The sequence below is a fragment of the Gemella sp. GH3 genome (genome assembly GCF_013415425.1).
Taxonomy (GTDB): Bacteria; Bacillota; Bacilli; order Staphylococcales; family Gemellaceae; genus Gemelliphila.
Genome location: NZ_JACBYC010000109.1, coordinates 1 through 24,552, shown reverse-complemented (window position 1 = coordinate 24,552; position 24,552 = coordinate 1). Strand labels below are relative to the sequence as shown.

At 26.8% G+C, this 24,552-nt stretch carries 25 protein-coding genes; 24 read left to right on the top strand and 1 reads right to left on the bottom strand.

Annotated features, from left to right (window positions below):
• Positions 1–33: 33 nt before the first annotated feature.
• From HZY83_RS04500 to HZY83_RS04420, 17 genes are all read left to right on the top strand, one after another.
• Positions 34–540, top strand: coding sequence for a PTS sugar transporter subunit IIA (locus tag HZY83_RS04500; RefSeq protein WP_179942881.1), 507 nt, complete (start codon positions 34–36; stop codon positions 538–540).
• Positions 541–579: 39 nt separating this feature from the next.
• Positions 580–2,022, top strand: coding sequence for an MFS transporter (locus HZY83_RS04495; RefSeq protein ID WP_179942880.1), 1,443 nt, complete (start codon positions 580–582; stop codon positions 2,020–2,022).
• 11 nt (positions 2,023–2,033) lie between these two features.
• Positions 2,034–2,225: a YqgQ family protein gene (locus HZY83_RS04490; RefSeq protein ID WP_179942879.1), complete on the top strand. Its 192-nt coding sequence runs from the start codon at positions 2,034–2,036 to the stop codon at positions 2,223–2,225.
• Positions 2,226–2,240: 15 nt separating this feature from the next.
• Positions 2,241–2,522, top strand: coding sequence for a DUF1507 family protein (locus HZY83_RS04485; RefSeq protein ID WP_179942878.1), 282 nt, complete (start codon positions 2,241–2,243; stop codon positions 2,520–2,522).
• Between the two features lie 6 nt (positions 2,523–2,528).
• Positions 2,529–3,710, top strand: coding sequence for an FtsW/RodA/SpoVE family cell cycle protein (locus HZY83_RS04480; protein ID WP_179942877.1), 1,182 nt, complete (start codon positions 2,529–2,531; stop codon positions 3,708–3,710).
• A 41-nt stretch (positions 3,711–3,751) separates the two neighbouring features.
• Complete coding sequence (queA, locus tag HZY83_RS04475; protein WP_179942876.1) at positions 3,752–4,777, top strand: tRNA preQ1(34) S-adenosylmethionine ribosyltransferase-isomerase QueA; 1,026 nt, start codon at positions 3,752–3,754, stop codon at positions 4,775–4,777.
• Between the two features lie 15 nt (positions 4,778–4,792).
• A complete protein-coding gene (gene tgt / locus HZY83_RS04470; protein ID WP_179942875.1) occupies positions 4,793–5,947 on the top strand; it encodes a tRNA guanosine(34) transglycosylase Tgt in 1,155 nt (384 codons plus the stop codon).
• A 71-nt stretch (positions 5,948–6,018) separates the two neighbouring features.
• Entirely contained in the window at positions 6,019–6,276 is a 258-nt protein-coding gene (yajC, locus tag HZY83_RS04465) for a preprotein translocase subunit YajC (RefSeq protein WP_179942874.1), read from the top strand.
• Between the two features lie 202 nt (positions 6,277–6,478).
• Entirely contained in the window at positions 6,479–7,240 is a 762-nt protein-coding gene (locus HZY83_RS04460; protein WP_179942873.1) for an undecaprenyl pyrophosphate synthase, read from the top strand.
• Positions 7,230–8,009: a phosphatidate cytidylyltransferase gene (locus tag HZY83_RS04455; protein WP_179942872.1), complete on the top strand. Its 780-nt coding sequence runs from the start codon at positions 7,230–7,232 to the stop codon at positions 8,007–8,009. Before HZY83_RS04460 ends, HZY83_RS04455 begins: the two co-directional genes overlap by 11 nt.
• A gap of 16 nt (positions 8,010–8,025) precedes the next feature.
• Complete coding sequence (rseP, locus tag HZY83_RS04450; protein ID WP_179942871.1) at positions 8,026–9,327, top strand: RIP metalloprotease RseP; 1,302 nt, start codon at positions 8,026–8,028, stop codon at positions 9,325–9,327.
• A gap of 184 nt (positions 9,328–9,511) precedes the next feature.
• Positions 9,512–10,279 (top strand): type III pantothenate kinase, encoded by a 768-nt coding sequence (locus HZY83_RS04445; protein ID WP_179942870.1) that lies wholly within the window; start codon positions 9,512–9,514, stop codon positions 10,277–10,279.
• 77 nt (positions 10,280–10,356) lie between these two features.
• Positions 10,357–11,313 carry a serine hydrolase gene (locus tag HZY83_RS04440; protein ID WP_179942869.1) on the top strand — a complete coding sequence of 319 codons (957 nt, stop codon included), beginning with the start codon at positions 10,357–10,359 and terminating at the stop codon, positions 11,311–11,313.
• Positions 11,314–11,553: 240 nt separating this feature from the next.
• Complete coding sequence (locus HZY83_RS04435) at positions 11,554–12,399, top strand: DMT family transporter (protein WP_179942868.1); 846 nt, start codon at positions 11,554–11,556, stop codon at positions 12,397–12,399.
• Positions 12,400–12,585: 186 nt separating this feature from the next.
• Entirely contained in the window at positions 12,586–13,428 is an 843-nt protein-coding gene (locus HZY83_RS04430; RefSeq protein ID WP_179942867.1) for a metallophosphoesterase, read from the top strand.
• Positions 13,429–13,505: 77 nt separating this feature from the next.
• Positions 13,506–14,741, top strand: a complete 1,236-nt coding sequence (locus tag HZY83_RS04425; RefSeq protein WP_179942866.1) for an LCP family protein — start codon at positions 13,506–13,508, stop codon at positions 14,739–14,741.
• A 300-nt stretch (positions 14,742–15,041) separates the two neighbouring features.
• Complete coding sequence (locus tag HZY83_RS04420; RefSeq protein WP_179942865.1) at positions 15,042–16,991, top strand: fructose-1,6-bisphosphatase; 1,950 nt, start codon at positions 15,042–15,044, stop codon at positions 16,989–16,991.
• 80 nt (positions 16,992–17,071) lie between these two features.
• Here the strand turns inward: HZY83_RS04420 and HZY83_RS04415 are convergent, their stop codons facing one another.
• Positions 17,072–17,515 (bottom strand): nucleoside 2-deoxyribosyltransferase, encoded by a 444-nt coding sequence (locus tag HZY83_RS04415; RefSeq protein WP_179942864.1) that lies wholly within the window; start codon positions 17,513–17,515, stop codon positions 17,072–17,074.
• Positions 17,516–17,670: 155 nt separating this feature from the next.
• On the opposite strand from HZY83_RS04415, the gene phnC reads away from it, so the two are divergent.
• From phnC to HZY83_RS04380, 7 genes are all read left to right on the top strand, one after another.
• Positions 17,671–18,411 carry a phosphonate ABC transporter ATP-binding protein gene (gene phnC / locus HZY83_RS04410; RefSeq protein ID WP_179942863.1) on the top strand — a complete coding sequence of 247 codons (741 nt, stop codon included), beginning with the start codon at positions 17,671–17,673 and terminating at the stop codon, positions 18,409–18,411.
• Complete coding sequence (locus HZY83_RS04405) at positions 18,383–19,945, top strand: PhnE/PtxC family ABC transporter permease (protein ID WP_179942862.1); 1,563 nt, start codon at positions 18,383–18,385, stop codon at positions 19,943–19,945. The genes phnC and HZY83_RS04405 overlap by 29 nt, the downstream gene beginning before the upstream one ends.
• Before the next feature lie 9 nt (positions 19,946–19,954).
• Complete coding sequence (rimM, locus tag HZY83_RS04400; protein WP_179942861.1) at positions 19,955–20,464, top strand: ribosome maturation factor RimM; 510 nt, start codon at positions 19,955–19,957, stop codon at positions 20,462–20,464.
• A complete protein-coding gene (gene trmD, locus HZY83_RS04395) occupies positions 20,464–21,201 on the top strand; it encodes a tRNA (guanosine(37)-N1)-methyltransferase TrmD (RefSeq protein WP_179942860.1) in 738 nt (245 codons plus the stop codon). The genes rimM and trmD overlap by 1 nt, the downstream gene beginning before the upstream one ends.
• 71 nt (positions 21,202–21,272) lie before the next feature.
• The gene (rpsA, locus tag HZY83_RS04390) at positions 21,273–22,478 is read left to right on the top strand and encodes a 30S ribosomal protein S1 (RefSeq protein WP_179942859.1); all 1,206 of its coding nucleotides are present in this window, start codon (positions 21,273–21,275) and stop codon (positions 22,476–22,478) included.
• 86 nt (positions 22,479–22,564) lie between these two features.
• Complete coding sequence (gene der / locus HZY83_RS04385) at positions 22,565–23,872, top strand: ribosome biogenesis GTPase Der (RefSeq protein WP_179942858.1); 1,308 nt, start codon at positions 22,565–22,567, stop codon at positions 23,870–23,872.
• 98 nt (positions 23,873–23,970) lie between these two features.
• Positions 23,971–24,552: glycosyltransferase family 39 protein (locus HZY83_RS04380; protein WP_179942857.1), on the top strand; the 582-nt coding region annotated here is incomplete at its 3' end.

Here is a 24,552-nt window from a genome sequence, read left to right as displayed (position 1 = left end):
TAATTATAAAATAGAGTTTTAAAGGAGTTTTAAATGGGATTATTTTCAAATTTATTCGGAAAAAAAGAAGAAAAAGTATCAGAACTAAGTATAGTTGCTTTTTCTAAAGGAAAAGCTGTTAATTTAACAGAAGTTCCTGATCCAGTTTTTGCACAAAAAATGATGGGAGATGGTTTTGCAATTATTCCATCTGAAGGAAAAGTTGTATCACCAGTTGCCGGAGAAGTAATTCAGGTTTTCCCAACTAAACATGCAGTCGGATTAAAAACAGCGAGCGGTGTTGAAGTATTAATACACATCGGTCTAGAAACTGTTCATATGCAAGGTGAAGGATTTGAAGCTCACGTTCAAGCGGGAGATATGGTTTCTGTGGGAGATGTGTTAGTTACTTTTGATTTAGCATTAGTAGAAGAAAAAGCTAAATCTACAATTACACCTTGTATTGTAACTAATATGGATGTTGTTGAATCTGTAGAACTTACAAAAGAAAATAATGATGTTGACTTCAATGAAGAAGTTGTAAAAGTTAAACTTAAATAGCTATTAGCTATTTAAGTTTATTCATTAAGGGTACTCAAAATGAATGAAAGTAAATTTTGGAAGATAGTATATTTATACGTTAATAACTATCATTATGAAGTAATTCATTATAGACCAGAAAAAAAAGATATCTGGTTAATTAATAGAGATAATGAGTTAGTTAGATTTATATATAATTCAAATATAAAAAGTTCTGATGTTGATGCTAGTGTCTATAATATAATAAAAAATGAACAAAGACTAAGAAAAGTTTTTAAATTAAGCAGTTTGAAAATTAAGGTTCTTTATACATCTTCTGAAAATGACGATAGTATTCAAGAATATAAAAAGTATAAAATTTCAAATGATTTGTTAATTGAAAGAATTATTTTATCAGAAAAAAATCAAAATAAATTTATTAGAAGTAAAGATAAAAAATTTGTTGATTTGTCAGTAAAAACGGATAGATATAAAACAAGAGTTGTTGATGGATATTTAAACAAAAAAAAATCAAATTATCTAATAAATTTTCATTTTAATTTTTTAGCAGTCGTCTTTATTTTATTATTTTCAATTAACTTTTTAGTATTGTATTATAGTAATAATAGTGTAAGTTTATATAAATTTTTAGAATATAACTATCAATCTATCATAACAGGAGAATTTTATAGGTTATTTACCAATATAGTTGTATTTGATAATATTAATCAACTAATATTTATAACTATTTTTATTTTTATATGTTCTTTGTTATTTGGAGAGGAAATAAAGTTAACTACAAGTATAACTATTTTATTATTAGTTACGTTTGTAAGTAATTTATTTTTACTATTTGGCTATAGTACGTATATTAATAGTGTAAGTATAGCATTTTTTGGTTTGCTTGGATCTTTTTTTATAGCGGAATTAAACAAGCGAGGCAATGACATAAAGACAATTTATACTTTGGCTCTTTCAGTTATTTATTTAGTAATATCTTCATTTTATATTGAAATGCAGTTAGGAATTTATATGTTTGCTTTTGTACTAGGTATATTTTTACAATTATTAATGTTGAATAAAATAAATTTAGTTGTATCTTATGTGTTTGTTGCTATTACTGCTTTATCGGGGATATTAATTATTTTACTAGGCTTTGATTTAAAGTCAAAAATTAATAACTATAATTTAAGCAAATATGAGAAGAAAATTTTAAACAACTCTTTTGAAGTTAATACTGAAATAATAGAAAAAGAATTAAATTCAAAAAATAAGTCAGTATTAACTTATTATGAGTTAGGGCTATTAAAAATTAGTACATCTTCTATAGATGAAGCCAAAAAAATATTTTTAGATGGAATTAATTTTGATGATAGGTTTGCACCACTTTATTATCAACTAGCTTTAATAGAAAGGGCAGAATCTAATAAATCTAAAAGTCTAGAATATATCGAGAAAGCTATAAATTTAGATGGTAATAACAATATTTATAAAAATTTAAAACTAGAATTGTTAGCAAAATAAAGGAGTATAATATGATTAATTTTTATGATGTTCAACAATTATTAAAGTCATTTGATATAATTATTTATATGAAAGATAGAGAGCATTTATTACAATTAGTAGAATTTGAAATTCGTGAATTGTATAGATTATCACTTATTTCACAAAATGATTTTTTACGTGCAATTACAATTATAAAGAAAGAACGAAGATTAATAGCATAGTAAGAGGGTGAATTTATGCAAGATAATATTTTTAGTATAAAAGTTAAAAATAAAATAGAAAAAGATATAAAAAAAATAGAAGATTTAATAGAGGCACAATTATCTTTAAGAAAATATCGTGAGTGTCCACTATATCAAGATGTAATAGATACACACATTTATGGAATATCTAAGGAGTTAGAATTAGCTGTGGAAGTAGGACTTTTGCCTAAAAAGTATAGTAACACTGTCTTAGAAGAATTAGAGAATAAGCTTAACAATATGTATTTAAATTTGGAACAGAAAGTTAGTAAGTAGGTTTATATGAATTTTTTGAAAAAATTAAAAAGTATCTTTACTAAGGCTGATATTTTTGTTACTTTATCTTTAATTATATTGCTAGTGTTAAGTTGTATAATGGTTTATAGTGCTAGTATGATAGGTAATCAGTACGGAATATTTACTAATTATAGACCAGTAGCAGAAAATTATTTCTTTAAAAGACAAGCTATATGGGCTTTACTTTCTTTTGTAGCATATTTGTTTTTTGCAGTAGCTATATCATATAAATTTTTGAAATATAAAAAGCTATATGAATTTATGTTCGTTCCTTTGATGATTTTATTAATATTACCAAGATTAATGGGGACAAATATTAACGGAGCATATTCTTGGATAAGTATATCTGGCTTTACGTTTCAACCTTCTACTATTGCTCAGATGTATATAATAGCATATTTAGCTTTTATAATAGATTCTCGTAAAGATATTATGATAAGACCGACTACACTAAGGGAAATTACTTCATTATTTATAATTCCTATATCAATTTTAGGATTTATATTTTTACAAAATGATACAGGAACATTTCTTCTTACCAGTGTAGTAATGGCTATTATGATATTTTGCTCTAATATAAGCTTTAAGAATTTATTTAACCTTATGATGTTATCAATTGTGGGTATTGTTGTAGGTGGTTTATTCTACACTTTAATATCTAGTGGAACGTCTTACCGAGTAAATAGGATAAATGCTTTCTTAGATCCTTTTGGAAGTAATAGTGAAGCTAGTAATCATATTGTAAATTCTATGATAGCTTTTGGTAATGGTGGTATGTTTGGACGTGGATTAGGTAATTCTATTCAAAAGCTAGGCTATTTACCAGAAGCGCATACTGATTTTATAATTGCTGTTGTAGCAGAAGAATTAGGGTATGTAGGGGTATTATTTGTTGTATTTTTATTATTAGTTATTATAATAAAAGTAATGAGTGCTGGTCTAGGATCTAGAAGTACTTTTGATTCGTTACTATCTATAGGATTTGCAAGTTTATTATTAGTGCAAACTATAGTAAATATAGGAGGAGTATCTGGGTCAATACCTATGACAGGAGTTCCGATACCATTCTTTAGTTCGGGAGGAAGTTCTATGCTTGTGTTTAGCGTAGGATTAGGAATAGTAATGAATTTATTATCACATACAAAATATATAAGAGGCGGCAAATAGCGTCGCTTTTTTTAATAAAAAAACTTTTAGGAGAATAATAAATGAAGTTAAAAGATTTTGATTTTTATTTACCAGAAAATTTAATTGCACAAGTTCCTTTAGAAAAACGCGATGCAAGTAAACTATTAGTGGTAGATAGGGAAACGGGAGAATATTATCATAAAAATTTTTCTAACATAATAGAATATTTAAATTCAGGTGATACTTTAGTTTTAAATAATACTCGTGTTATGCCTGCAAGATTATTTGGAGAAAAGATAGATACTAAGGCATCTATTGAAGTATTACTTTTAAAAAATACTGTGGACACGGAATGGGAATGTCTAGTTAAACCAGCTAAACGAGTGAAAGAAGGTACTGTTTTAGATTTTGCAGGTATAATGAAAGCAGAGTGTACAAAAGTATTAGATTCAGGATTTCGTCATTTTAAATTTATATTTGAAGGAATTTTTCAAGAGAGATTAGATGAACTAGGAACAATGCCGTTACCTCCATATATAAAAGAAAGATTAGGAGATAAAGAAAGATATCAAACAGTATATTCTAAAGAAATAGGAAGTTCAGCTGCGCCTACTGCGGGTCTACATTTTACAAATGGTTTATTAGATGATATTAGGAGAAAGGGCGTTAATATTACATATTTGACTCTTCATGTAGGATTAGGAACATTTAGACCAGTTGTCGTAGAAGATTTAGAATCTCATGTAATGCACTCAGAGTATTATATGATTAGTAAGAATACTGCTGATATAATTAATAAAACAAAGTTAGAAGGTAAAAAAGTTATTGCCGTAGGAACTACAACTACAAGAACTTTAGAAACTGTTGCAAGAGATAATAATGGTTTAATAAAAGAAAGTTCGGGATGGACTGATATTTTTATCTATCCGGGATTTGATTTTAAATGTGTTGATAATTTAATTACAAATTTTCACTTGCCAAAATCATCATTGATTATGTTAGTTAGTGCTTTTTATAATAGAGAAAGTATGTTAGAATTGTATGACGTAGCGGTAAAAAATAAATATAGATTTTTTAGCTTTGGAGATGCAATGTTTATTAAGTAAAGTTAGGAGAAGAAGATGAGAGATATAAGAGAAAATGCTGTCTGGTATGAACATATAAAAACTTGTAAACAATCAGGTGCTAGATTAGGAATTGTTCATACTCCACATGGAAGCTTTGAAACACCAGTGTTTATGCCTGTAGGAACGCAAGCAACGGTGAAAACTATGTCACCAGAAGAAGTAAAAGATATGGGAGCTAATATAATACTATCAAATACATATCATTTATGGTTAAGACCGGGCGAGAAAATAATAGAACAAGCCGGCGGACTTCATAAATTTATGAATTATGACGGTAGTATTTTAACAGATTCAGGAGGATTTCAAGTATTTTCATTGAGTGATTTTCGAAAAATCGAAGAAGAGGGAGTTCATTTTAAAAATCATTTATCAGGAGAAAAATTATTCTTATCTCCAGAGAAAGCTATGCAAATTCAGAATTCTTTGGGAAGTGATATAATGATGGCGTTTGATGAATGTCCTGATTTTAATCATGATTATAAATATATAAGACAATCAGTTGAAAGAACTTCACGTTGGGCTGAACGTTGCTTAGAAGCACATAAAAATGTGAAAAAACAAGCTCTTTTCGGGATAGTTCAAGGCGCAGGATTTAATGATCTTAGAGCGCAAAGTGCTAAAGATTTAGTTAGTATGGATTTTCCAGGATATGCTATAGGGGGATTATCTGTAGGAGAACCTAAAGAAGAGATGTACAGAGTTTTAGAAGAAACAACTCCGCTATTACCTACAAATAAAGCTCGTTATTTAATGGGGGTAGGTTCGCCAGATGCTTTATTTGAAGGAGTTCTACGTGGTATAGATATGTTTGACTGCGTTTTGCCAACTCGAATAGCTAGAAATGGAACTTGTATGACTTCTCAAGGAAGAGTAGTAATTAAGAATGCTAAATATGCATCAGATTTTACACCACTAGATTCAGAGTGTGATTGTTATTGTTGTAAAAATTATACTCGAGCATACATAAGACATTTATTTAAAGCTGATGAAATTTTTGGTGCTAGATTAACTACTACTCACAATATTCACTTCTTGTTAAATATGATGAAAAATATTAGACAAGCGATAATGGAAGACAGATTATTAGATTATAAAGAAGAATTTTTTGAAAAATATGGCTTAAATACAAAAAATCCTAAAAACTTTTAGTAAGCTATTTATTTTTTAATAACATTATAGTAAAATATAGTAGTAATTTAATATAGGAGGATATTTATAATATGCAAGGTATGTATAGTATTATAATGATGGTAGTTCTATTTGCGTTTATGTATTTCTTTATGATAAGACCTCAAAATAAACGTAATAAAGAGCTAAAAATGTTACAGGACTCACTTAAAGTAGGAGATAATGTAGTTACATTTTCAGGAATATATGGAGAAATAGCTGAAATAGGAACAGCAACTATTATGTTACGTATTGCTCCAAAAACAGAAATAAAAGTTGATAGAAACGCTATTAGAGGATTAGTAGCTTAATAAAAGAACAGTAGAAATTAAATTTTCTACTGTTTTTTCTATGTATTTGAAAATTAATTTTATAGTATGGAAGTATGAATATAATATGTTATTGTGTAAGTAACAATATATTTTGAAGATAATTAGTTAATATTTTTGGTTACTATATTTTTTGGAAGAGTTATGTTATAATTATGGAGTTAGTAAATACTTTGGAGGTTATATGTTTAACTTTTTTAAAAATAGTAAAAAAGCTAGTATAGAAGAAAAGAATTTAATAAAAATCCCTAAACATGTAGCGATAATTATGGACGGAAATGGACGATGGGCTAAAAGTCGTAATTTACCAAGAATCAAAGGACATTATGAAGGGATGCAAACTGTTAAGAAAATTACAAAAATTGCTTCTTCTTTAGGAATAGAGTACTTAACATTATATGCATTTTCTACAGAAAATTGGTCTAGACCGACTAGAGAAGTTAATTATTTGATGAGTCTTCCAGAAAAAATGTTTGATAGTTTTATGCCAGAATTAATGGAAAATAATGTTAAGGTGCAAGTTATTGGAGATATAGATAAATTACCAATTAATACCAAAATGGCTGTAAACAATGCCATAAAAAAGACGGAAAATAATACAGGATTAAAGTTAATATTTGCCTTGAATTACGGTTCAAAAAAAGAAATTGTTGATGCAATAAAAAATATTGCACAAGATTGTATAGATAATAAGTTATTGGTTGATAGTATAACGGAAGAAATAGTTAGTAAAAAATTATATACTAAGGATTATCCTGATCCAGATCTATTAATTAGAACATCAGGAGAACAGCGTGTTTCTAACTTTTTATTATGGCAATTAGCTTATAGTGAATTTTTATTTGTAGACTGTGCATGGCCAGATTTTACAGAAAAAGAATTTAGAAAAGCTTTATTTTATTATCAAATGAGAGATAGAAGATACGGAGGTTTAAATGAAAATTAGAATAATTACAGCAATAATAGCATTAATTATTTTTTTGCCATTTATAATATTAGGCAAAGAATATTTTTTATTTGCGACAGTAGTGTTGTCTTTATTAGCAAATTATGAAGTTGTAAAAATAGTATTTGGAAAATTAAATTTAATAATATTAATTTTATTAGATTTAATATCTATGTTAGTTTTTTTCAAAGATAGTATAATAGATAAATATTTTATTATTATTATATTTATGGCATTGATTGTTATGCTACTATTATCTATAGTTGTGAGTGAACATAAAATTAAAGTAGGGGATATTTCTGTAATAGTATTTATGTCAGTGTATATAGCTATTGGATTTTATTCATTGTATATGCTTCGAATACAGGGCTTAGATGTAATTTTATATTTGTTAATTACAATTTGGGTAACGGATAGTGGTGCTTATTTTGGAGGAATGAATTTTGGGAAACGTAAGTTATCTCCAAATATAAGTCCTAATAAGTCTATTGAAGGTTCATTGATAGGGGCTTTGTCATCTTTAGTAGTGGCGGTTGGTTTCTTTTTTACAACAGATATTTTTAAAGATATCATATTAGCTATAGTAGTAACTTTAGTAGTCAGTATATTAGGGCAAACAGGAGATTTAATTGAATCCGCTTTTAAGAGAGAATATAATGTAAAAGACAGTAGTAATATACTTCCTGGACATGGTGGAATATTTGATAGATTTGACTCTGTTATTTTGACAACACCTATGTTATTATCAATATTACTACTAATTAATTAATTAAAAGGAGAATTAAATGCAAGGAATAATAGTATTTATAATAGTATTTTTTGTTGTTGTAACTGTTCATGAGTTAGGACATTTTATTGCAGCAAAAAGATCTGGTATATTATGTCAAGAGTTTGCTATCGGCTTTGGGCCTAAGATATTTCATAAAAAGATAGGTGAAACTAATTTTACAATAAGACTTTTACCTATTGGTGGGTATGTAAAAATGCCTGACAATGTATTTGATTTTAACAATGATGTATCACCTTATGATATAAAAAAAGGTATGCAAATATCACTAAAATTAGATAATAATGATCAAGTAGAAAAAATAATATTAGATAAAAGTAATGATATTGACCTTTTACAAATAGAAGTTAATGAATATGATTTAACATATAATTTATTTATAGAAGGCTTTACTAATAGTGGGCAAGATTTGGAGAAGTTTACTGTCCGTAAGGACGCTTGTGTTGTTTTTTCTGGAATGGAAGAACAAATAGCACCAGTAGAGAGAATGTTCTCTTCGCACTCATGGGGAAAGAAATTTATCACCTTGTTTGCGGGACCGTTTATGAATTTTGTTTTGGCATTGTTTATTTTTATAGGTTTAACTTTTGTTAACGGATATTCTATAAAAGATCCAATTATAGGAGAAGTTGTAGAAAATAGTCCTGCACAAAAAGCAGGAATTCAAGTTGATGACAAAATAAAAGAAATAGATGGAGTAACTATAAGTAATTGGTCTGATATATCATCAAATATATTAAAATCTAATGGAAATCAAATTAACGTAAAAATTGAAAGATTAGGAAGAGAAGAAAATTTACAATTAACACCAGAGGTTAACGTTGTAAAAACAGAAAAAGGTGAAGAACAAAAAACATATAAAGTTGGAATTGCTGCTAAAAAAGAATATGGTTTTATAAAATCAATAATAGCAGGATTTAATGAAACATTATTATATAGTACAGTAATTTTTAAAGGTATTGTTGGTCTTTTTGCATCTATATTTAGTGGAGGATTTAGCCTAAATCAATTAGGCGGGCCAGTAGCTATTTATGAACTTTCAACAGTAGCTGCTCAAAGTGGAATTTTAACTACAATTAGATGGATAGGAATTTTGAGTGTCAATTTAGGACTTATGAATTTAATACCTATACCAGTTTTAGATGGCGGTAGAATAATATTTGTCTTATATGAAGCAATATTTAGAAAACCTATTAGTAAGAAAGCTCAATATTATATGACTGCTACATTCAGTATTTTATTATTAATTTTATTACTAGCAGTTACATGGAACGATATTAGTAGATTGTTTAGTAAATAATTGAAATAATATTTAGTTTAGGAGATAAATCTTCTATTCTAAATATTATTTTTTATACTCAATTTTAAATAATATGATATAATAATAAATTATAGTAGTTTTTATAATGATATATAATTATATTTATAAAAAACTTTTATATTATTAATAAAATTTATTAGATTAAAATTTATTAGGAGAAAATATGATATTTGCACTAGATGTAGGTAATACTAATATAGTATTAGGAGTATTTGATAAAAATTATAATTTGAGTTATTCTTGGAGAATAGCTACTGATGATACAAAAACAGAAGATGAACTTTATGTTATTATAAAAAATTTTTTTGTTGAGAAAAATATAGATGTTAATAAATTTGATGGCGTAGTAATATCTAGTGTTGTTCCAACAATGATGTGTGCTTTAGAGTTGCTTAGTAAAAAATATTTTAGGAAACAGCCAATTATAGTATCTAACAATATAAAGACAGGTCTAACTGTACCCGAACCTTATACAAGTAAATTAGGTGCTGATAGAGTTGTAGATATAGTAGGAGCTAAGGTATCTAATTATTTACCAGCCATTATCGTTGATTTTGGAACGGCAACAACTTTTGATTATGTTGATGAAGATATGATTTATCACGGTGGAGTTATTTGTCCAGGATTAAATATAAGTGCTGATGCTTTGTATAATAAAGCTGCTCAATTACCAAGAGTTGAACTTACTGATGTTTCAACTTCTTTAGGAATGGATACGGTATCTCAAATAAAAGCAGGTCTTTTATATGGTTTTGTAGGTCAGTTTGATAATATTATTAATACTATGAAAAAAGATATAAATAGAGATGTTAATGTTGTAGTTACGGGAGGATTGTCTAATTTAATAGCTAAGTATAGTAATAATGTTGACTACGTAGATATAGAGTTAACATTAAAAGGAATAATAGAGTTGTACAAAAATAATATATAAAATTATTAAAAAAACTATAAAAAATCATTATTTTGTTGTATAATTTATTATAAAAGTTTATAAGGTAGTTTTTAGTTATGAGTGATAAAAGAAAAAAGAATAAAAATTTAATATTGTTTTTGGAGTTTTTAATATGTAGTTTTATAATACTTTCTGTGTTCAATTTAAGAACACTTTATGGTAAAACATTCTATAAAGAAAATAGTGATATTCAAGAAGTTAAAGATACTAATAAAAAAGAAACTACTAACCAAACTACAGATAATAAAGAAAAAGTAAAATTAACGTCGTCTCAAAAGGACGAAGAACTTAATAAGATTATTAACAGTTATGCTAGAGAAAATAATAAAATATCTGTTATTTATAAAGATATGAAATCAGGATATAGATATTCTGTTAACGATGATGAGTATTTTTCTGCAGCAAGTACAACAAAAGTAGTCTATGCCCTTTATATATATGATAGAATTGAAAATGGTCAATTAAAAAGTGATGAGGAGATAGAATATAGAGCTGATATGTTAGAAAGTGGTGGCGGAGAAATTACAAATAGAGAGAAACAAAAAACATATCCTATTGATTATGTGGTAATGAATATGCTAAAGTATTCGGATAATACAGCGACAAATATGTTATTAATTAATAAAACTAATGGTATTAAATTAATGATGAACTATATGTCCAAATTAGGTTTTGAATTGCCAGCTGATAAGGCTGCTTTAAACAAAGTTACTCCTTTAATGATGGAGAAAGTATGGACATATTTATATGAAAATCAAAATAAATATCCTAAAATTATAGAGTATCTAAAAGAATCAGAAAATAATGAATGGATAAAGAGTGGAATTAGTAATAAGAAGATAGCTAGTAAATATGGTCAACTGGCAGGAGTGGCAAATAATACAGCTATAGTTTATGGAGATAATAATGAAGATTATATCCTAATTATTTATACAGAAAATTTAAGTAATTCAGAAAAAGTAATTCCAGAATTAGCTAATAAAATAAATAAATTACACGATGAAAATATTTAAAGTTAATACACATAAGTTATTATGCTTTATATGTTATAATATTTTATGTGATAAAAAATTAATAAAGATAACAATCTAGTTATAAAAATTTTATTTCGCTAGCCAGCTAGATTAAAGACAACCATAGGGTTGTCTTTTTTACGGATAAAATATTGAATTAAGATTATTTTTAGTATATAATCTATGTGTGTTTAATTAGTAGATATTATGATGTTTTTAGTAAAAATTAAAGGGGGAGTTATGTACTATTTAAGATATATATTAGGAATGGTTATTTTTGGAACTATTGCTATAATTGTAAAAAATATTGATTTACCTAGATCACAAGTAGTTTTATCTAGAACTAGTATAGCTACTATTTCATTTTTATTAGTGTTTACTTTTAGCTCTAAAAAAATTGAATATAGAAATATTTTTCGAAATTTTCATTATTTATTTTTATCTGGGGTATCTTTAGCATTCTCGTGGATATTTTTGTTTGAGTCTTTTAACTATACTAATGTTAGCATTGCAGTTTGGATTACCTACTTAGCTCCTATGATTGTAATTTTACTATCACCTATATTTTTAAAAGAAGCGTTAAACCTCTTAAAATTTATTTGTGTTATAATAGCTTTAGTAGGGCTTTATTTAATTTCTAATTTAGATATTGCAACTTTACAATTTAGTAAAGGAATTATTTATTCTTTATTATCAGCAATAACTTATGCTTTTATAATTATTTTTAACAAGAAAATAAAGAATTTAGATGGCTTTAATACGACGTTTGTTCAAATGATGATTGCAGCAATAACAATGATGGTGTATGTTTTTATTGTCAATAAAGAAACTATAAGTATTCCTGATAATAAGAGTATTGCTTTGGTTATTATTTTAGGAGTTTTTCACACTTGTTTTGCCTGTTTTTTAACATTTGGGTCAATAGCACATCTACCGACAAACGCAGTTGCATTTTTAAGTTATTTGGATCCTATATTTACATTTATGTTTGCTTATTTATTATTGGGAGAAGTTTTAAGTGTTTCTCAATTAGTCGGAGCAGGATTAATTTTGTTATCAGCACTTTTAGCACAGATAAAAAAATAAATGTCTAATTAAATTACATTGTTCTTTTTAAGAACAGTGTAATTTTTTGTAAATAAATTTATTGCTCTTTGTAAAAGGAAATTATTATGGTATACTTATGATATTTGAAATAACAGTTTTAAGAGGAAATTGTTAATATTAACTGAATTGATTTATGTATTTTATTAGGGAAATAAAAGGTGAATAATGAATAAAAAAAATATTTTTAAATTAACAATATTTGCACAATTAGCATATTTATTTTATATACATCAAAATAAGTGTGTTAAAATTACGAAACATAAGATAATAAACGAAAAAATACCAGATAGTTTTAATGACTTTAAGATAGTTCAGTTGTCAGATATACATTGCGAAAAAGTTGGAATTAGCGATTTGGTATTTTTTGAACAAGTACGTAGTCAAAATCCAGATATAATAGTAATAACAGGAGATATTTTAGATAGTTACAGAAATAATTCTGATATTGCGTATAATATTCTTGCTAATATTTCTAATATTGCACCTACTTATTTTGTATCAGGAAATCACGAAATTCGTTTACCTTATGAGTATTCTGTTTTGAGAAAGCAATTAAATAAATTAAATATAGTGGATCTTTCAAATAATAAGGTTTTGTTGGAAAAATATGGAGAAAGTATTTCTTTGGGCGGAATAGAAGATTTTAAATATTTTTATAATAAATATAAAGAAAATCATTATACGATGTATAGAAAACAATTATTAAAAGTTTATAATGAAAATTTATATAATATTTTATTAGCACATAGACCTGAGAAATTTCATCTTTATTCGGATTTAAAGTTTGATTTAATTCTATCTGGACATGCACACGGGGGACAGTGGAATGTACCTCTTTTGGGACGTATTTATGCACCTAATCAAGGGTATTTTCCTAAGTATACTAACGGACTATATTTCGAAAATATTTCGACTATGGTAGTCTCACAAGGACTAGGAAATAGTTCTTTTCCAACACGTTTGAATAATAGATTGGAAATAATTACTGTTATATTAGGAAATAAATAGAAGATTTCATTTTATAGTAGAATTAAATTATTAAGTGTAGTATAATAATTAATTATGATTATTTAAGAGGGAAAATTATGCAAAAGAATGATTTACATATGTCTAGATTGGAGAGAAATAATAGACGAAATTCTAGAAGAAATAAACGTAAAAAACGTAGATGGATTGTTAGAATATTGTTGCTGTTATTACTTGTAGTTACCGGGTTTGGAGCATATACATACTTTAACTTATCAGATTCAATAAAGAACGGCTTTAAAAAATCTAATAGTACAGAAGAAGTAGATCCAAATTTCGAAAAATTTTCTATGTTAGTTATGGGAATTGATGAAAATGATGCTCGTGCAGCTGAAGGTCAAACTAGAGAAAATAGTAGAACAGATTCAATAATTTATATGGCTGTAAATAAGAATCAAAAACGTATGGATATGGTAAGTATTCCACGAGATTCGCTAACATTAATGAGAGAGAAATCAGATAATAATAACAGTAATGCGTATTTCTTTGATAAAATAACTCACGCTCATGCTTATGGTGGAACTGACGGAACAATTGATGCTGTAACAAATCTGGTAAACGCCCCAGTAAACTTTTATGTTATAATAAATTTCAAGGCTTTTGAGAAAGTTATTGATTCTTTAGGCGGGGTTGAGCTTTATGTACCTTTTGATATGGTAGAGCAAAACGCTAACGGAGAAGAAGGTACCGTAGAACTAAAAAAAGGATGGCACACGTTAAATGGAGAACAAGCATTAGCCTTTGCACGTAGTAGATACTATGATAGTGATATAGAAAGAGGACAACGACAACTGCAAGTAATTCATGCAGTTATAGACAAAGCGCAAAGTATTAATGCACTTGCCAAAGTGAATGAGCTAATACAAATAGGTGGAGATAATGTTACTCATAATATGACTATGAAACAAATTACATCAGCTGTATCAATGTTTGCTAGCAATGATATTAATATAGTTTCTCATAGATTAGGTGGCTATGACGCTATGATTAATGATGTCTACTATTATTATCCTAAATCAAGTCATTTACAATATATTTCTTCTGTATTAAATAATACTTTAGAAAGAAATATTCCTTTAGCAGGAGAAATTTTAAATATACATTATCAAGGATACATTATACCGTTATCCAAAAATTATAACAAAAATACTAGTGTGTCACCTAGAGGATTACATACCCCTGTTAATTATGTGACACTAGTTTCAGAAGATTTATTACAAAATCTTCCAGATAAATTAACAACTGCTGATCTTGCAAAAGATCCAACGGTAAGTAATGAAAATAAACCTGAATAGATAAAGTAGGCTATATAATATTCAGCGTAGAGAAAAAATCTCTATGCTGAATATTTTTTATAAAGTGTTGAAAGTTAAACATAAACTAAATTACAATTTACTACTATTAATAAGTGTGTTAAAAAAGTTTAGTTATAAAATTATAAATTATTAAATTTTCGTTTTTAATTTTAGATTACGAAAAATATTATATATGTATTCAAAGTTATTTTTTAAAAATAGCTAATTATTAATAATTGAAAGTGTTATCAAAAAGTGCTACAATGTTAATATAATAATTAATGTTAGGGGTATATTGTAATGATAACAAAAGAGCATTTAGAGTTATTGGCAAAAAATTTTAGAAACATTAATGAAGTAACTAGTGAAATAATTAATTTAGAATCTATTCTATCTTTGCCAAAAGGAACAGAACATTTTATTAGTGATATTCATGGAGAATATGAAGCTTTTGATCATGTTCTTAGAAATGGTTCGGGAGTAATTAAAGAAAAATTAAAAGATGTATTTGATAGTAGATTGACAACAAAAGAACTTAATTTATTATCGACTATAATATATTATCCAGATGAAAAATTACAATTATTAAAAAAAGAATATAGTGAAGATGACTACAAAGAATTTCAAAAAATATTGATTTTAAGATTATTGGAAATTACGCAGATAGCTGGTAGAAAATATACGCGTTCAAAGGTTAGAAAAATATTACCAAAAGAATTTGCTTACATAATAGAAGAGTTAATCTACAAGATGGATGAAACAAAAGACAAAGAAAATTATTACAATAGAATTTTGCAATGTATTTTAGAACTTAATCGAGGAGATAAATTTATAATAGAACTTTGTTATGCTATTCAAAGACTTATAGTTAATCATCTTCATATAGTAGGTGATATATACGATAGAGGACCTTATCCAGATAAAATTATGGATAGACTAATAGATTATCATTCTGTAGATATTCAATGGGGTAATCACGATATGCTATGGATAGGAGCAAGTTGTGGAGATTTAATTTGTATAGCTAATGTTTTAAGAATATGTGCAAGGTACGATAATTTAGATATTATAGAAGACAGATACGGTATATCTCTAAGAGGTTTACTTAATCTAAGTGATACTTATTATTCAAATGATGAATGTTCAGAATTTTTACCAAAAATTTCTAAGAGTAATAAAAATAAATATAATGATAAAGAAGTGTTGCAAATAGCTAGAATGCACAAAGCTATATCTATAATACAATTTAAGTTAGAAAGTTTAGCAGTAAAACGTAGACCAGAATTTAATTTGAGTAGCAGATTGTTACTTGATAAAATAGATTTTGAAAAACAGACAGTGCGTGTAGGAAATAAAGAATACAAGATGACTAGTTGTAATTTTCCAACTATAGATAAAAAAAATATATATAAATTGAATAATGATGAAATAAAGTTAATAGAGAAATTAAGGGATCTATTTATTTCTAGTGAAAAATTGCATAAACATATAGAGTTTATGATGTCTAAAGGAGCAATGTATAAATGTCATAATGGAAATTTATTGCTTCATGGTTGTATGCCTGTTACTTCAAAAGGAGATTTTCAAACATTTACATATAAAAATAAAAAATATAGTGGAAAAGAAATGCTTGACTTCTTTGATAATAAAGTCAGAAAAGCATTTTATAGCAAGGAGAAACAAGGGGACGACATATTTTTTTATTTGTGGCAAGGAGAGTATTCGCCACTTTTTGGAAAAAAAGATATGACTACATTTGAAAGGTATTTTATAGCTGACAAAGAAAGCCATACAGAAGAAAAAAATCCATATTACAAATTACGAGAATGTGCAGAATTTAGTAAAAAGCTATTATTAGAGTTTGATTTAACAGAAGATGGTCATATTATAAATGGTCATACTCCAGTAAAATCATCAAAAGGAGAAGATCCTATTAAGGCAGATGGAAGAACAATTGTAATTGATGGTGGTATGTCTAGAGCATATCATAATACTACAGGGCACGGCGGTTATACACTTACGTACAATTCTTTCGGCTTACAAATTATGAAACACGATATTTTCGTTAGTAAAGAAACTGCTATAAAAGACGAAACTGATATAGTATCAACTAAGAGAGTTGTTGACAAAATATTGAATAGAAAAACAATTAAAGATACCGATATAGGAAAAGAGTTGCTTATTCAAATAAAACATTTGAAATTATTATTAGAAAATTATCAAACAGGAAAAATAATTGAACAATTTTAACTTTTTATTGTGCTAATTTATATAATATTTTTGATAGAAAAGTAAAAAGACAGAATTTAACTAATTCTGTCTTTTTTATGTTATTTTATAATTTTTTCTATTTCTTTGATGGCTTCTTCAAAACTAAATACTAGTTTACCATGTTTTAGTATTCCACCTAAAACATAATGATTCATTGCATAACTAGGAATAGTATATTTATTTGCTGATTGTAATCTTATATCCGAATTTACAGCAATAATTTTTTTATTAAGAGCAATCGCGATTCCAAGTTCTACCATGACGCCACTATCCTCATTTGTAATATCAGCAAGGAAAATATCGCAATTTTCTACAGCTTTAGTATCTCCATTAAAAATATCTTGTGGTGTAGGTAGAGATTGTTTATTATCATTAAACGGCTGTTCAATAGGATTAAAAATAGTTAATTTATCTACAAATTTATCTCTCAAAAGACGTCCTTCTGTTCTTCTTTGCGCAACTTCTGCCTCATTAAATAAAGCACCAGCTAAGTATAGGTTCATATTATATCTCCTTTGCTAAAATCTACTATAATTATAATATTAAAATTATTATTTTACAATAAAAGAATTTTCTTAATAAATTAAATTTGTAACAGTGTAAAATTATTTTTTTAATGGTATAATAAGGCTTGTAACATATTGAAGGGGGTTATATTTTGACTAATTATAACTTAATAGTAAAAAATTTAACTATGTCATATAATGATAAAGATGTTTTGGATGATATAAGTTTTCAAATAGAAAAAGGCGATTTTGTAGCAGTTTTGGGGAAAAGTGGTGCAGGGAAGTCAACTCTTTTGAAATGTATAAATAAATTATTAATTTCAAGAAAAGGAGAAATTTTAATAAATGGAAATGATATCTTAAAAGAAAAAGGAAAAACTTTGCAAAATACTAGAAAGAAAATTTCTTTTATCTTTCAAGATTATAATATCCTAGATAATTTATATACTATAGATAATGTTTTAACTCCTTTTTTAGCTAATAAAAATTTTTTTAGTAGTTTATTAAATAACTACACAAAAGAAGAGTATAGTTTAGCAATAAAGTATCTAGGAAAAGTTGGATTAATTGATGAGGCATATAGAAAATCGAAGTATTTATCTGGAGGACAAAAGCAAAGAGTTGCTATTGCTAAAGCAATTTGTCAAAAACCGGAAATTTTATTGGCTGATGAGCCAGTTAGTAATTTAGATCAGAAAAATACAGAAGATATTATGAACCTATTTGCGACATTGAATAAGAAAAAAAATATTACAATTTTGATGAATTTACATGATGTAGATTTAGCTAAAAAATATAGCAAGAAAATATTAGGTATAAAAAACGGAAAAATTTTATTTTACAAAAAGACAGAGTGTGTAACAGATGAAGAACTTATCCAATTATATAATTAAGCATAAATTAAAAAGATATACAATATTATTATCAATATTAGTAATTACAACTTTTACTTTATTTAATTTTGATTTTTCTAGTTTAAGAGTAGGTTTTTTAAGAATAGGTAATTTATTTTCAAGAATGTATCCTTTTGACTTAAATATAGTACCTACATTAGTAAAACCTATAAGGGATACGGTTTTGATGGCTATATTTTCTTCAATATTAGGAGTTTTAACAACTTTATTAATATTACCGTTATTGACTACTACATTTTTTACGATAAAGATAATTCCAAAAATATTAAGTGGTATTTTATCTATATTTAGAACTATTCCTTTTTTAATTATAGCATCTGTATTAGTTAGTTTGTTTAGTGTAGGAAATTTTAGCGGTTTTATAAGTTTATATATAATAAGTTTTTTAATGTCAGCCAAACTGCTAAAGGAGTATGCAGAAGAAATTAATCAAAAATATATAGAAACATATTTGAGTACAGGTTTAAATAAATTTCAAATATATAAAATTGCTGTAATAGAAAATTTACGCCCAACGATATATGCAGTTTTTTTCCAAGTTTTAGAATCTAGCATAAGGGGAGCTAGCGTTTTAGGACTTGTAGGTGCAGGAGGAATAGGACAACTACTTTGGAAAGAGTTAAATCATCTTAGGTATGATAGAGTATCTTTGATTATTATTATATTAGTAATAGTAATAGCTATAATAGACTTGATTAGTAGATATTTTAGAAGACTTACTATTGATAAAACTCTAACTAAAAAAAGTTATTTTATAAGAAAGAATATTTCTAGAGTATCATTTATAGTGATAGTTACTTTTTGTTTAGCGTACTGTTTTAAGTTCTTAGATATAACTTATGAAAGATTTTTAATAGGATTAGGTCAGACTAAGAATATGTTAATAGGTGTAACGAATCCAAATTTAGCGTATTTTGAGAAAGCCTTGGTAGCATTATATGATAGTTTTATAATTGCACTTGTTGCAACTTTGATGGCAGGCTTAACTTCTATTTTTATTTCTTATTTTTATGCAGAGAATATTGTGGGTAAAAGACAATCTTTATTAGTAAAATTAATAATAAATATACTGAGAACTTTTCCACCAATAATAGTCGCTATAATATTTTTTAGAGGTTTTGGTCCTGGTTATATAAGTGTATTTTTTGCATTGTATATTTATACTCTAGGAATAACTACAAAAATGTATGGAGAAATATTAGAGAGTATAGATGACAATATTTTGATGTCAATTAATAGTATGGGAGTAAAATCATTTTCTGGATATATAAATATAGTATTTCGTGGTTACTTACCAGAATTTATAACTATTTTGTTATATCGTTTAGAGATGAATATTAAAAATTCAACAATTTTAGGAATGGTTGGAGCAGGAGGAATAGGTCAATTATTAGTAAATAATATTGAATTTAGAAAATGGGATACTGTATCTGTATTATTGATTGTATTGTTGTTAACTATTATTATTGTAGATAGTTTATCTTATTACGTTAGAAAAAAAATAAAAGAGTAGGTGAATTAAATGAGATTAAAAGTAGGGAAAATAGTAAATACGCATGCGTTAAAAGGAGAAGTTAAAGTAATATCTAGTAGCCATTTTGAAGACGAAAGATTTTCAAAAGGGTCTAAGTTGTTAATTACTAGAGGTAATCAAGTAATAAAAGAAGTAGAGATAGAAAGTAGCAGAGAGCACAAAGGAGCATTTTTACTGAAGTTTTTTGGTATAGATAGTATAGAAGAAGCGGAAAAATACAAAAATCTTCAATTAAAAGTCGATGAAGAATATTTGAGCGAGTTAGAAGATGGAGAATATTATTTTTATGAAATAATAGGTTGTGAAGTTTTTGATAAATTTAATAACAAATTAGGAGAAATAATAGACATATTGCAAACAGGAGCAAATGATGTTTGGGTTGTAAAAAATGAATTAGGTAAGGAATATTTGATACCTTATATAGAAGATGTTGTAAAATATGTTGATATTTCTAAAAAAAGAATTGATATTGAAGTAATGGAAGGATTGATAGATTAATGAAGATTGATATACTTACATTATTTCCAAATATGTTTGATTCTTTAAATCATTCTATTTTAGGAAAAGCAAAAGAAAAAAATATCGTTCAGATAAACACTGTAGATTTTCGTAATTTTGCAGAAGATAAACATAATCAAGTAGATGATTATCCTTATGGTGGAGGGCAAGGTATGGTATTAAAGCCAGAACCTATATTTAATGCAGTAGAAAGTTTAGAGACTAACGAGAAAAGCAGAATAATATTACTTTGTCCACAAGGGGAGAGATTTTCTCAAAAAAAAGCAGAAGAATTATCCAAAGAAGATCATCTAGTATTTATATGCGGACATTACGAAGGGTATGATGAGAGAATTAGACAACATTTAGTAACTGACGAATTGTCTATTGGAGATTTTATATTAACAGGAGGGGAGTTAGCTGCTATGACTATAATAGACAGTGTAGTACGTCTTATTCCTTATGTATTAGGAAAAGAAGAATCTCACAAAGATGACTCATTTTCTACAGGACTTTTGGAATATCCTCAATATACTAGACCCCAAGATTTTCGTGGAATGAAAGTACCAGATGTTTTAATATCAGGGCACCATAAAAATATAGAAAAATATCGATTAGAAGAAAGTTTGAGAAGAACATATTTAAGAAGACCAGATTTATTAGATACTTATGACTTAAATGAAGAAGAGCTAAATTTATTAGATAAAATTAAGAAAATAGAATATCAAAACAAATAAAATTAGTGACAATAGCACGTTTTTGTAGTATAATTATCGTAGTATTGCAACCATAGGAGGACAAAGAAGTAATGACGACTTCATTTGAGGAATTATTAAATAACACAAAAATGTTAAAGAAAGGAGATAAGGTAACTGGAACTGTTTCTCGTATAGATGCTGACTTAGCTTATGTAGATGTTGCAGGAGCACAGTATGACTGCGTAATATTAAAAAACCATGTGTCAAGAAAATTTGTATCAGATATTAGTGATGTACTTTCTGTTGGAGATGAGATAGAAGCAGTAGTTACAGTTGTACGTGCTGATAGAGAAAAACGTTCAGAAGACATTCCAGGAGTAATTTATCTTTCTCGTAAAATTATTGAAAACAAAGAATATAATAAATTAGTTGATATGTCATGGAGTGATATAGTAACTAAATTTGAAAATGGAGAATATGTTACAACAACTGTAACAGGAACAACAAAAGCTGGTCTATTAGCTGATGTTAATGGAATTAGAGCTTTTGTACCAGCTTCATACATAGATACAAAATTTGTGAAAAATTTAGATAAATTTGTAGGTCAAGAATATACTTTTAAAATTGAAGAAGTAGATAAATCGAAAAACAAGTTGATATTGAATCGTCGTTTTGTTTTAGAAGAAGAGGAATCTAAAAAACTTGATGAGATTTTCGGTAATCTTAATGTAGGAGATGTACTAGAAGGAACAGTTAGTAGAATTGCTAGCTTTGGAGCATTTGTAAATATTGGAGAAATTGATGGTTTAGTTCATATTTCTGAAATTTCTAATAAACGATTTGACAAAATTGAAGATGTTTTATCTAAAGGTGAAACAGTAAAAGTTGCAGTTATAGGTTTAGATAGAGAAGAGGGCAGAGTGTCATTATCTATAAAAACTTTATTACCTACGCAATGGGATGTATTAAAAGCTAATGTAAAAGTAGGAGATGTATTAGAAGGAACAGTTAAAAATATAACTGCATTTGGAGCATTTGTAGAAGTTATGGACTTTGTAGAAGGATTGGTACATATTTCTCAAATTTCACACGAAAAAGTTACTAACGTTAACGACTTCTTAAAACAAGGTGATGTTGTAAATGTTAAAGTTCTTGAAATAGACTTTGATAATAATAGATTAGCATTGTCTATAAAAGAATTGTTAGAAAAACCTATGGTAGAAATAGAAGAAAAAGAAGCAGAGTATGATACATCATATATAAAATCAGAAGATACACAATTTAGTTTGGCAGATAAATTTAAAGATTTACAATAATAAAAGCTTATCTAAATTGTTGGGAGTAGCTAAGAGTAATCTAGCACTCCCATTTGTTATTTATAAATTAGTATAAGGAGGTTATTATGGCGAAACCAACAGTAGCAATAATTGGAAGACCTAATGTAGGAAAGTCTACTATTTTTAACAAAATAATAGGAGATAGACTGTCTATAGTAGAAGATGTTGCAGGAGTAACTAGAGATAGAATATATTCTAAAGCAGAATGGCTAAATTACTCATTTTTTATGATAGATACTGGTGGAATAGAAATAGAAAATACTCCGTTTCAACAACAAATTAGAGCACAAGCAGACTTAGCTATTGATGAAGCTGATGTAATAATATTTTTGGTAAATGGTCGTGATGGTGTTACTCCAGACGATGAAGAAGTAGCCAAATTACTTTATAAAACGGATAAACCAGTTGTTTTAGCAGTTAATAAGATTGATAACTTTGATATGAATCATTTAATATACGACTTTTATTCATTAGGCTTTGGAGAACCATTCCCAATTTCTGGATCTCACGGTCTAGGAATAGGAGATTTATTAGATGAAGTTTGTAAAAACTTTAAAGTTCAAGAAGATGAAGAAGAAGATGACAAAATAAGATTTGCCTTAATAGGAAGACCTAATGTAGGAAAATCTAGTTTGATAAATACTATCTTAGGAGAAGAACGTGTTATTGCTTCTGAAATAGCGGGAACTACACGAGATGCAATAGATAGTGATTTCAGATATGATGGTGATGATTATGTCGTTATTGACACTGCAGGTATTAGAAAACGAGGAAAAGTTTACGAAAATTGCGAAAAATATTCGGTACTTCGATCATTAAAAGCAATAGAAAGATCAGATGTTGTTTTAGTTGTTATTAATGCAGAAGAAGGAATAATAGAGCAAGACAAAAAGGTTGCAGGATATGCTCACGAATCAGGAAAAGGTGTAATAATAGTCGTTAATAAATGGGATGCAATTGAAAAAGATGATAAAACAATGAAAGAATTTGAAGAAAAAATTCGTGATAGCTTTGTTTATTTGGATTATGCCAAAACAATTTTTGTTTCAGCAAAAACTAAACAAAGAGTGTTTAATATTTTCCCTCTTATTAAAGAATCTTATGAGAATAGACATAGACGTATTCAGTCATCAACACTTAATGAAGTAATAGTAGATGCTGCGGCTATGAATCCTACACCACAGGATAAAGGTAAGAGATTAAATATTTTCTATTCTTCGCAAGTGGCTATAAATCCACCAACTTTTGTTTTCTTTGTAAATTATCCAGAATTAATGCATTTTTCGTATGAAAGATTTTTAGAAAATAGAATTAGAGAAGCATTCTATTTTGATGGTACACCTATAAAATTAATAGCAAGGAAAAGAAACTAAAGGATAAAAAATATATAAGCAAACTAAATTTTTTGTTTATTGAATAAAGTTTTTATTTAAACTATAATAAGCTATATTAATATAAAGGAGAATAAAATTTGAAAATAAAATTGTTTACGAATGTATTTTTAGTCATTTATTTTCTAGCATTAACTTTTTTAGTATATTATACAATGCCAAATTTAATGTTACATTATTATCCATATGGAGATGCAACAATTTTTGAATATTTTGGATATGCTATGACCAAAGGAGAGAAATTATATGTAGATTTATTTGATCATAAAGGACCTATAATATTCTTTATTAACTATTTTGGTTATATTATAGGCGGTGCTTTTGGAATAAAATTTATTTATTTAATTTGTTATTTTGTTTTCTTGATATATGTCTATAAAATATCAAAATTGTTTACAAGTAAAAATATGGTGTCTGTTATTACTTTATTAATAATAACTATTATATTTTTGAATATTTTTGAAAGTGGATTAGGGCTAGAGGGTTATATGTTACCTTTTATAACTTATTCATTTTATATTTACTTAGATTATTTTATGAATAATAGGTATAACTCTTTAAAAATAATCTTAGTAGGATTTTGTTTTGGAATAGTATTCTTTACAAAGTATAATATGGTGGGTTTATGGCTTATTTTATCTGTAGTAGTAATAATATTAAAT

Coding starts and splice junctions, on each gene's coding strand:
- HZY83_RS04500 (WP_179942881.1), top strand. CDS start 34: ATGGGATTATTTTCAAATTTATTCGGAAAAAAAGAAGAAAAAGTATCA.
- HZY83_RS04405 (WP_179942862.1), top strand. CDS start 18,383: ATGAAGAACTTATCCAATTATATAATTAAGCATAAATTAAAAAGATAT.
- HZY83_RS04430 (WP_179942867.1), top strand. CDS start 12,586: ATGAATAAAAAAAATATTTTTAAATTAACAATATTTGCACAATTAGCA.
- HZY83_RS04420 (WP_179942865.1), top strand. CDS start 15,042: ATGATAACAAAAGAGCATTTAGAGTTATTGGCAAAAAATTTTAGAAAC.
- HZY83_RS04440 (WP_179942869.1), top strand. CDS start 10,357: ATGAGTGATAAAAGAAAAAAGAATAAAAATTTAATATTGTTTTTGGAG.
- rseP (WP_179942871.1), top strand. CDS start 8,026: ATGCAAGGAATAATAGTATTTATAATAGTATTTTTTGTTGTTGTAACT.
- queA (WP_179942876.1), top strand. CDS start 3,752: ATGAAGTTAAAAGATTTTGATTTTTATTTACCAGAAAATTTAATTGCA.
- HZY83_RS04490 (WP_179942879.1), top strand. CDS start 2,034: ATGATTAATTTTTATGATGTTCAACAATTATTAAAGTCATTTGATATA.
- HZY83_RS04435 (WP_179942868.1), top strand. CDS start 11,554: ATGTACTATTTAAGATATATATTAGGAATGGTTATTTTTGGAACTATT.
- HZY83_RS04495 (WP_179942880.1), top strand. CDS start 580: ATGAATGAAAGTAAATTTTGGAAGATAGTATATTTATACGTTAATAAC.
- HZY83_RS04415 (WP_179942864.1), bottom strand. CDS start 17,515: ATGAACCTATACTTAGCTGGTGCTTTATTTAATGAGGCAGAAGTTGCG.
- HZY83_RS04425 (WP_179942866.1), top strand. CDS start 13,506: ATGCAAAAGAATGATTTACATATGTCTAGATTGGAGAGAAATAATAGA.
- HZY83_RS04455 (WP_179942872.1), top strand. CDS start 7,230: ATGAAAATTAGAATAATTACAGCAATAATAGCATTAATTATTTTTTTG.
- trmD (WP_179942860.1), top strand. CDS start 20,464: ATGAAGATTGATATACTTACATTATTTCCAAATATGTTTGATTCTTTA.
- yajC (WP_179942874.1), top strand. CDS start 6,019: ATGCAAGGTATGTATAGTATTATAATGATGGTAGTTCTATTTGCGTTT.
- HZY83_RS04460 (WP_179942873.1), top strand. CDS start 6,479: ATGTTTAACTTTTTTAAAAATAGTAAAAAAGCTAGTATAGAAGAAAAG.
- HZY83_RS04445 (WP_179942870.1), top strand. CDS start 9,512: ATGATATTTGCACTAGATGTAGGTAATACTAATATAGTATTAGGAGTA.
- der (WP_179942858.1), top strand. CDS start 22,565: ATGGCGAAACCAACAGTAGCAATAATTGGAAGACCTAATGTAGGAAAG.
- tgt (WP_179942875.1), top strand. CDS start 4,793: ATGAGAGATATAAGAGAAAATGCTGTCTGGTATGAACATATAAAAACT.
- rimM (WP_179942861.1), top strand. CDS start 19,955: ATGAGATTAAAAGTAGGGAAAATAGTAAATACGCATGCGTTAAAAGGA.
- HZY83_RS04485 (WP_179942878.1), top strand. CDS start 2,241: ATGCAAGATAATATTTTTAGTATAAAAGTTAAAAATAAAATAGAAAAA.
- HZY83_RS04480 (WP_179942877.1), top strand. CDS start 2,529: ATGAATTTTTTGAAAAAATTAAAAAGTATCTTTACTAAGGCTGATATT.
- rpsA (WP_179942859.1), top strand. CDS start 21,273: ATGACGACTTCATTTGAGGAATTATTAAATAACACAAAAATGTTAAAG.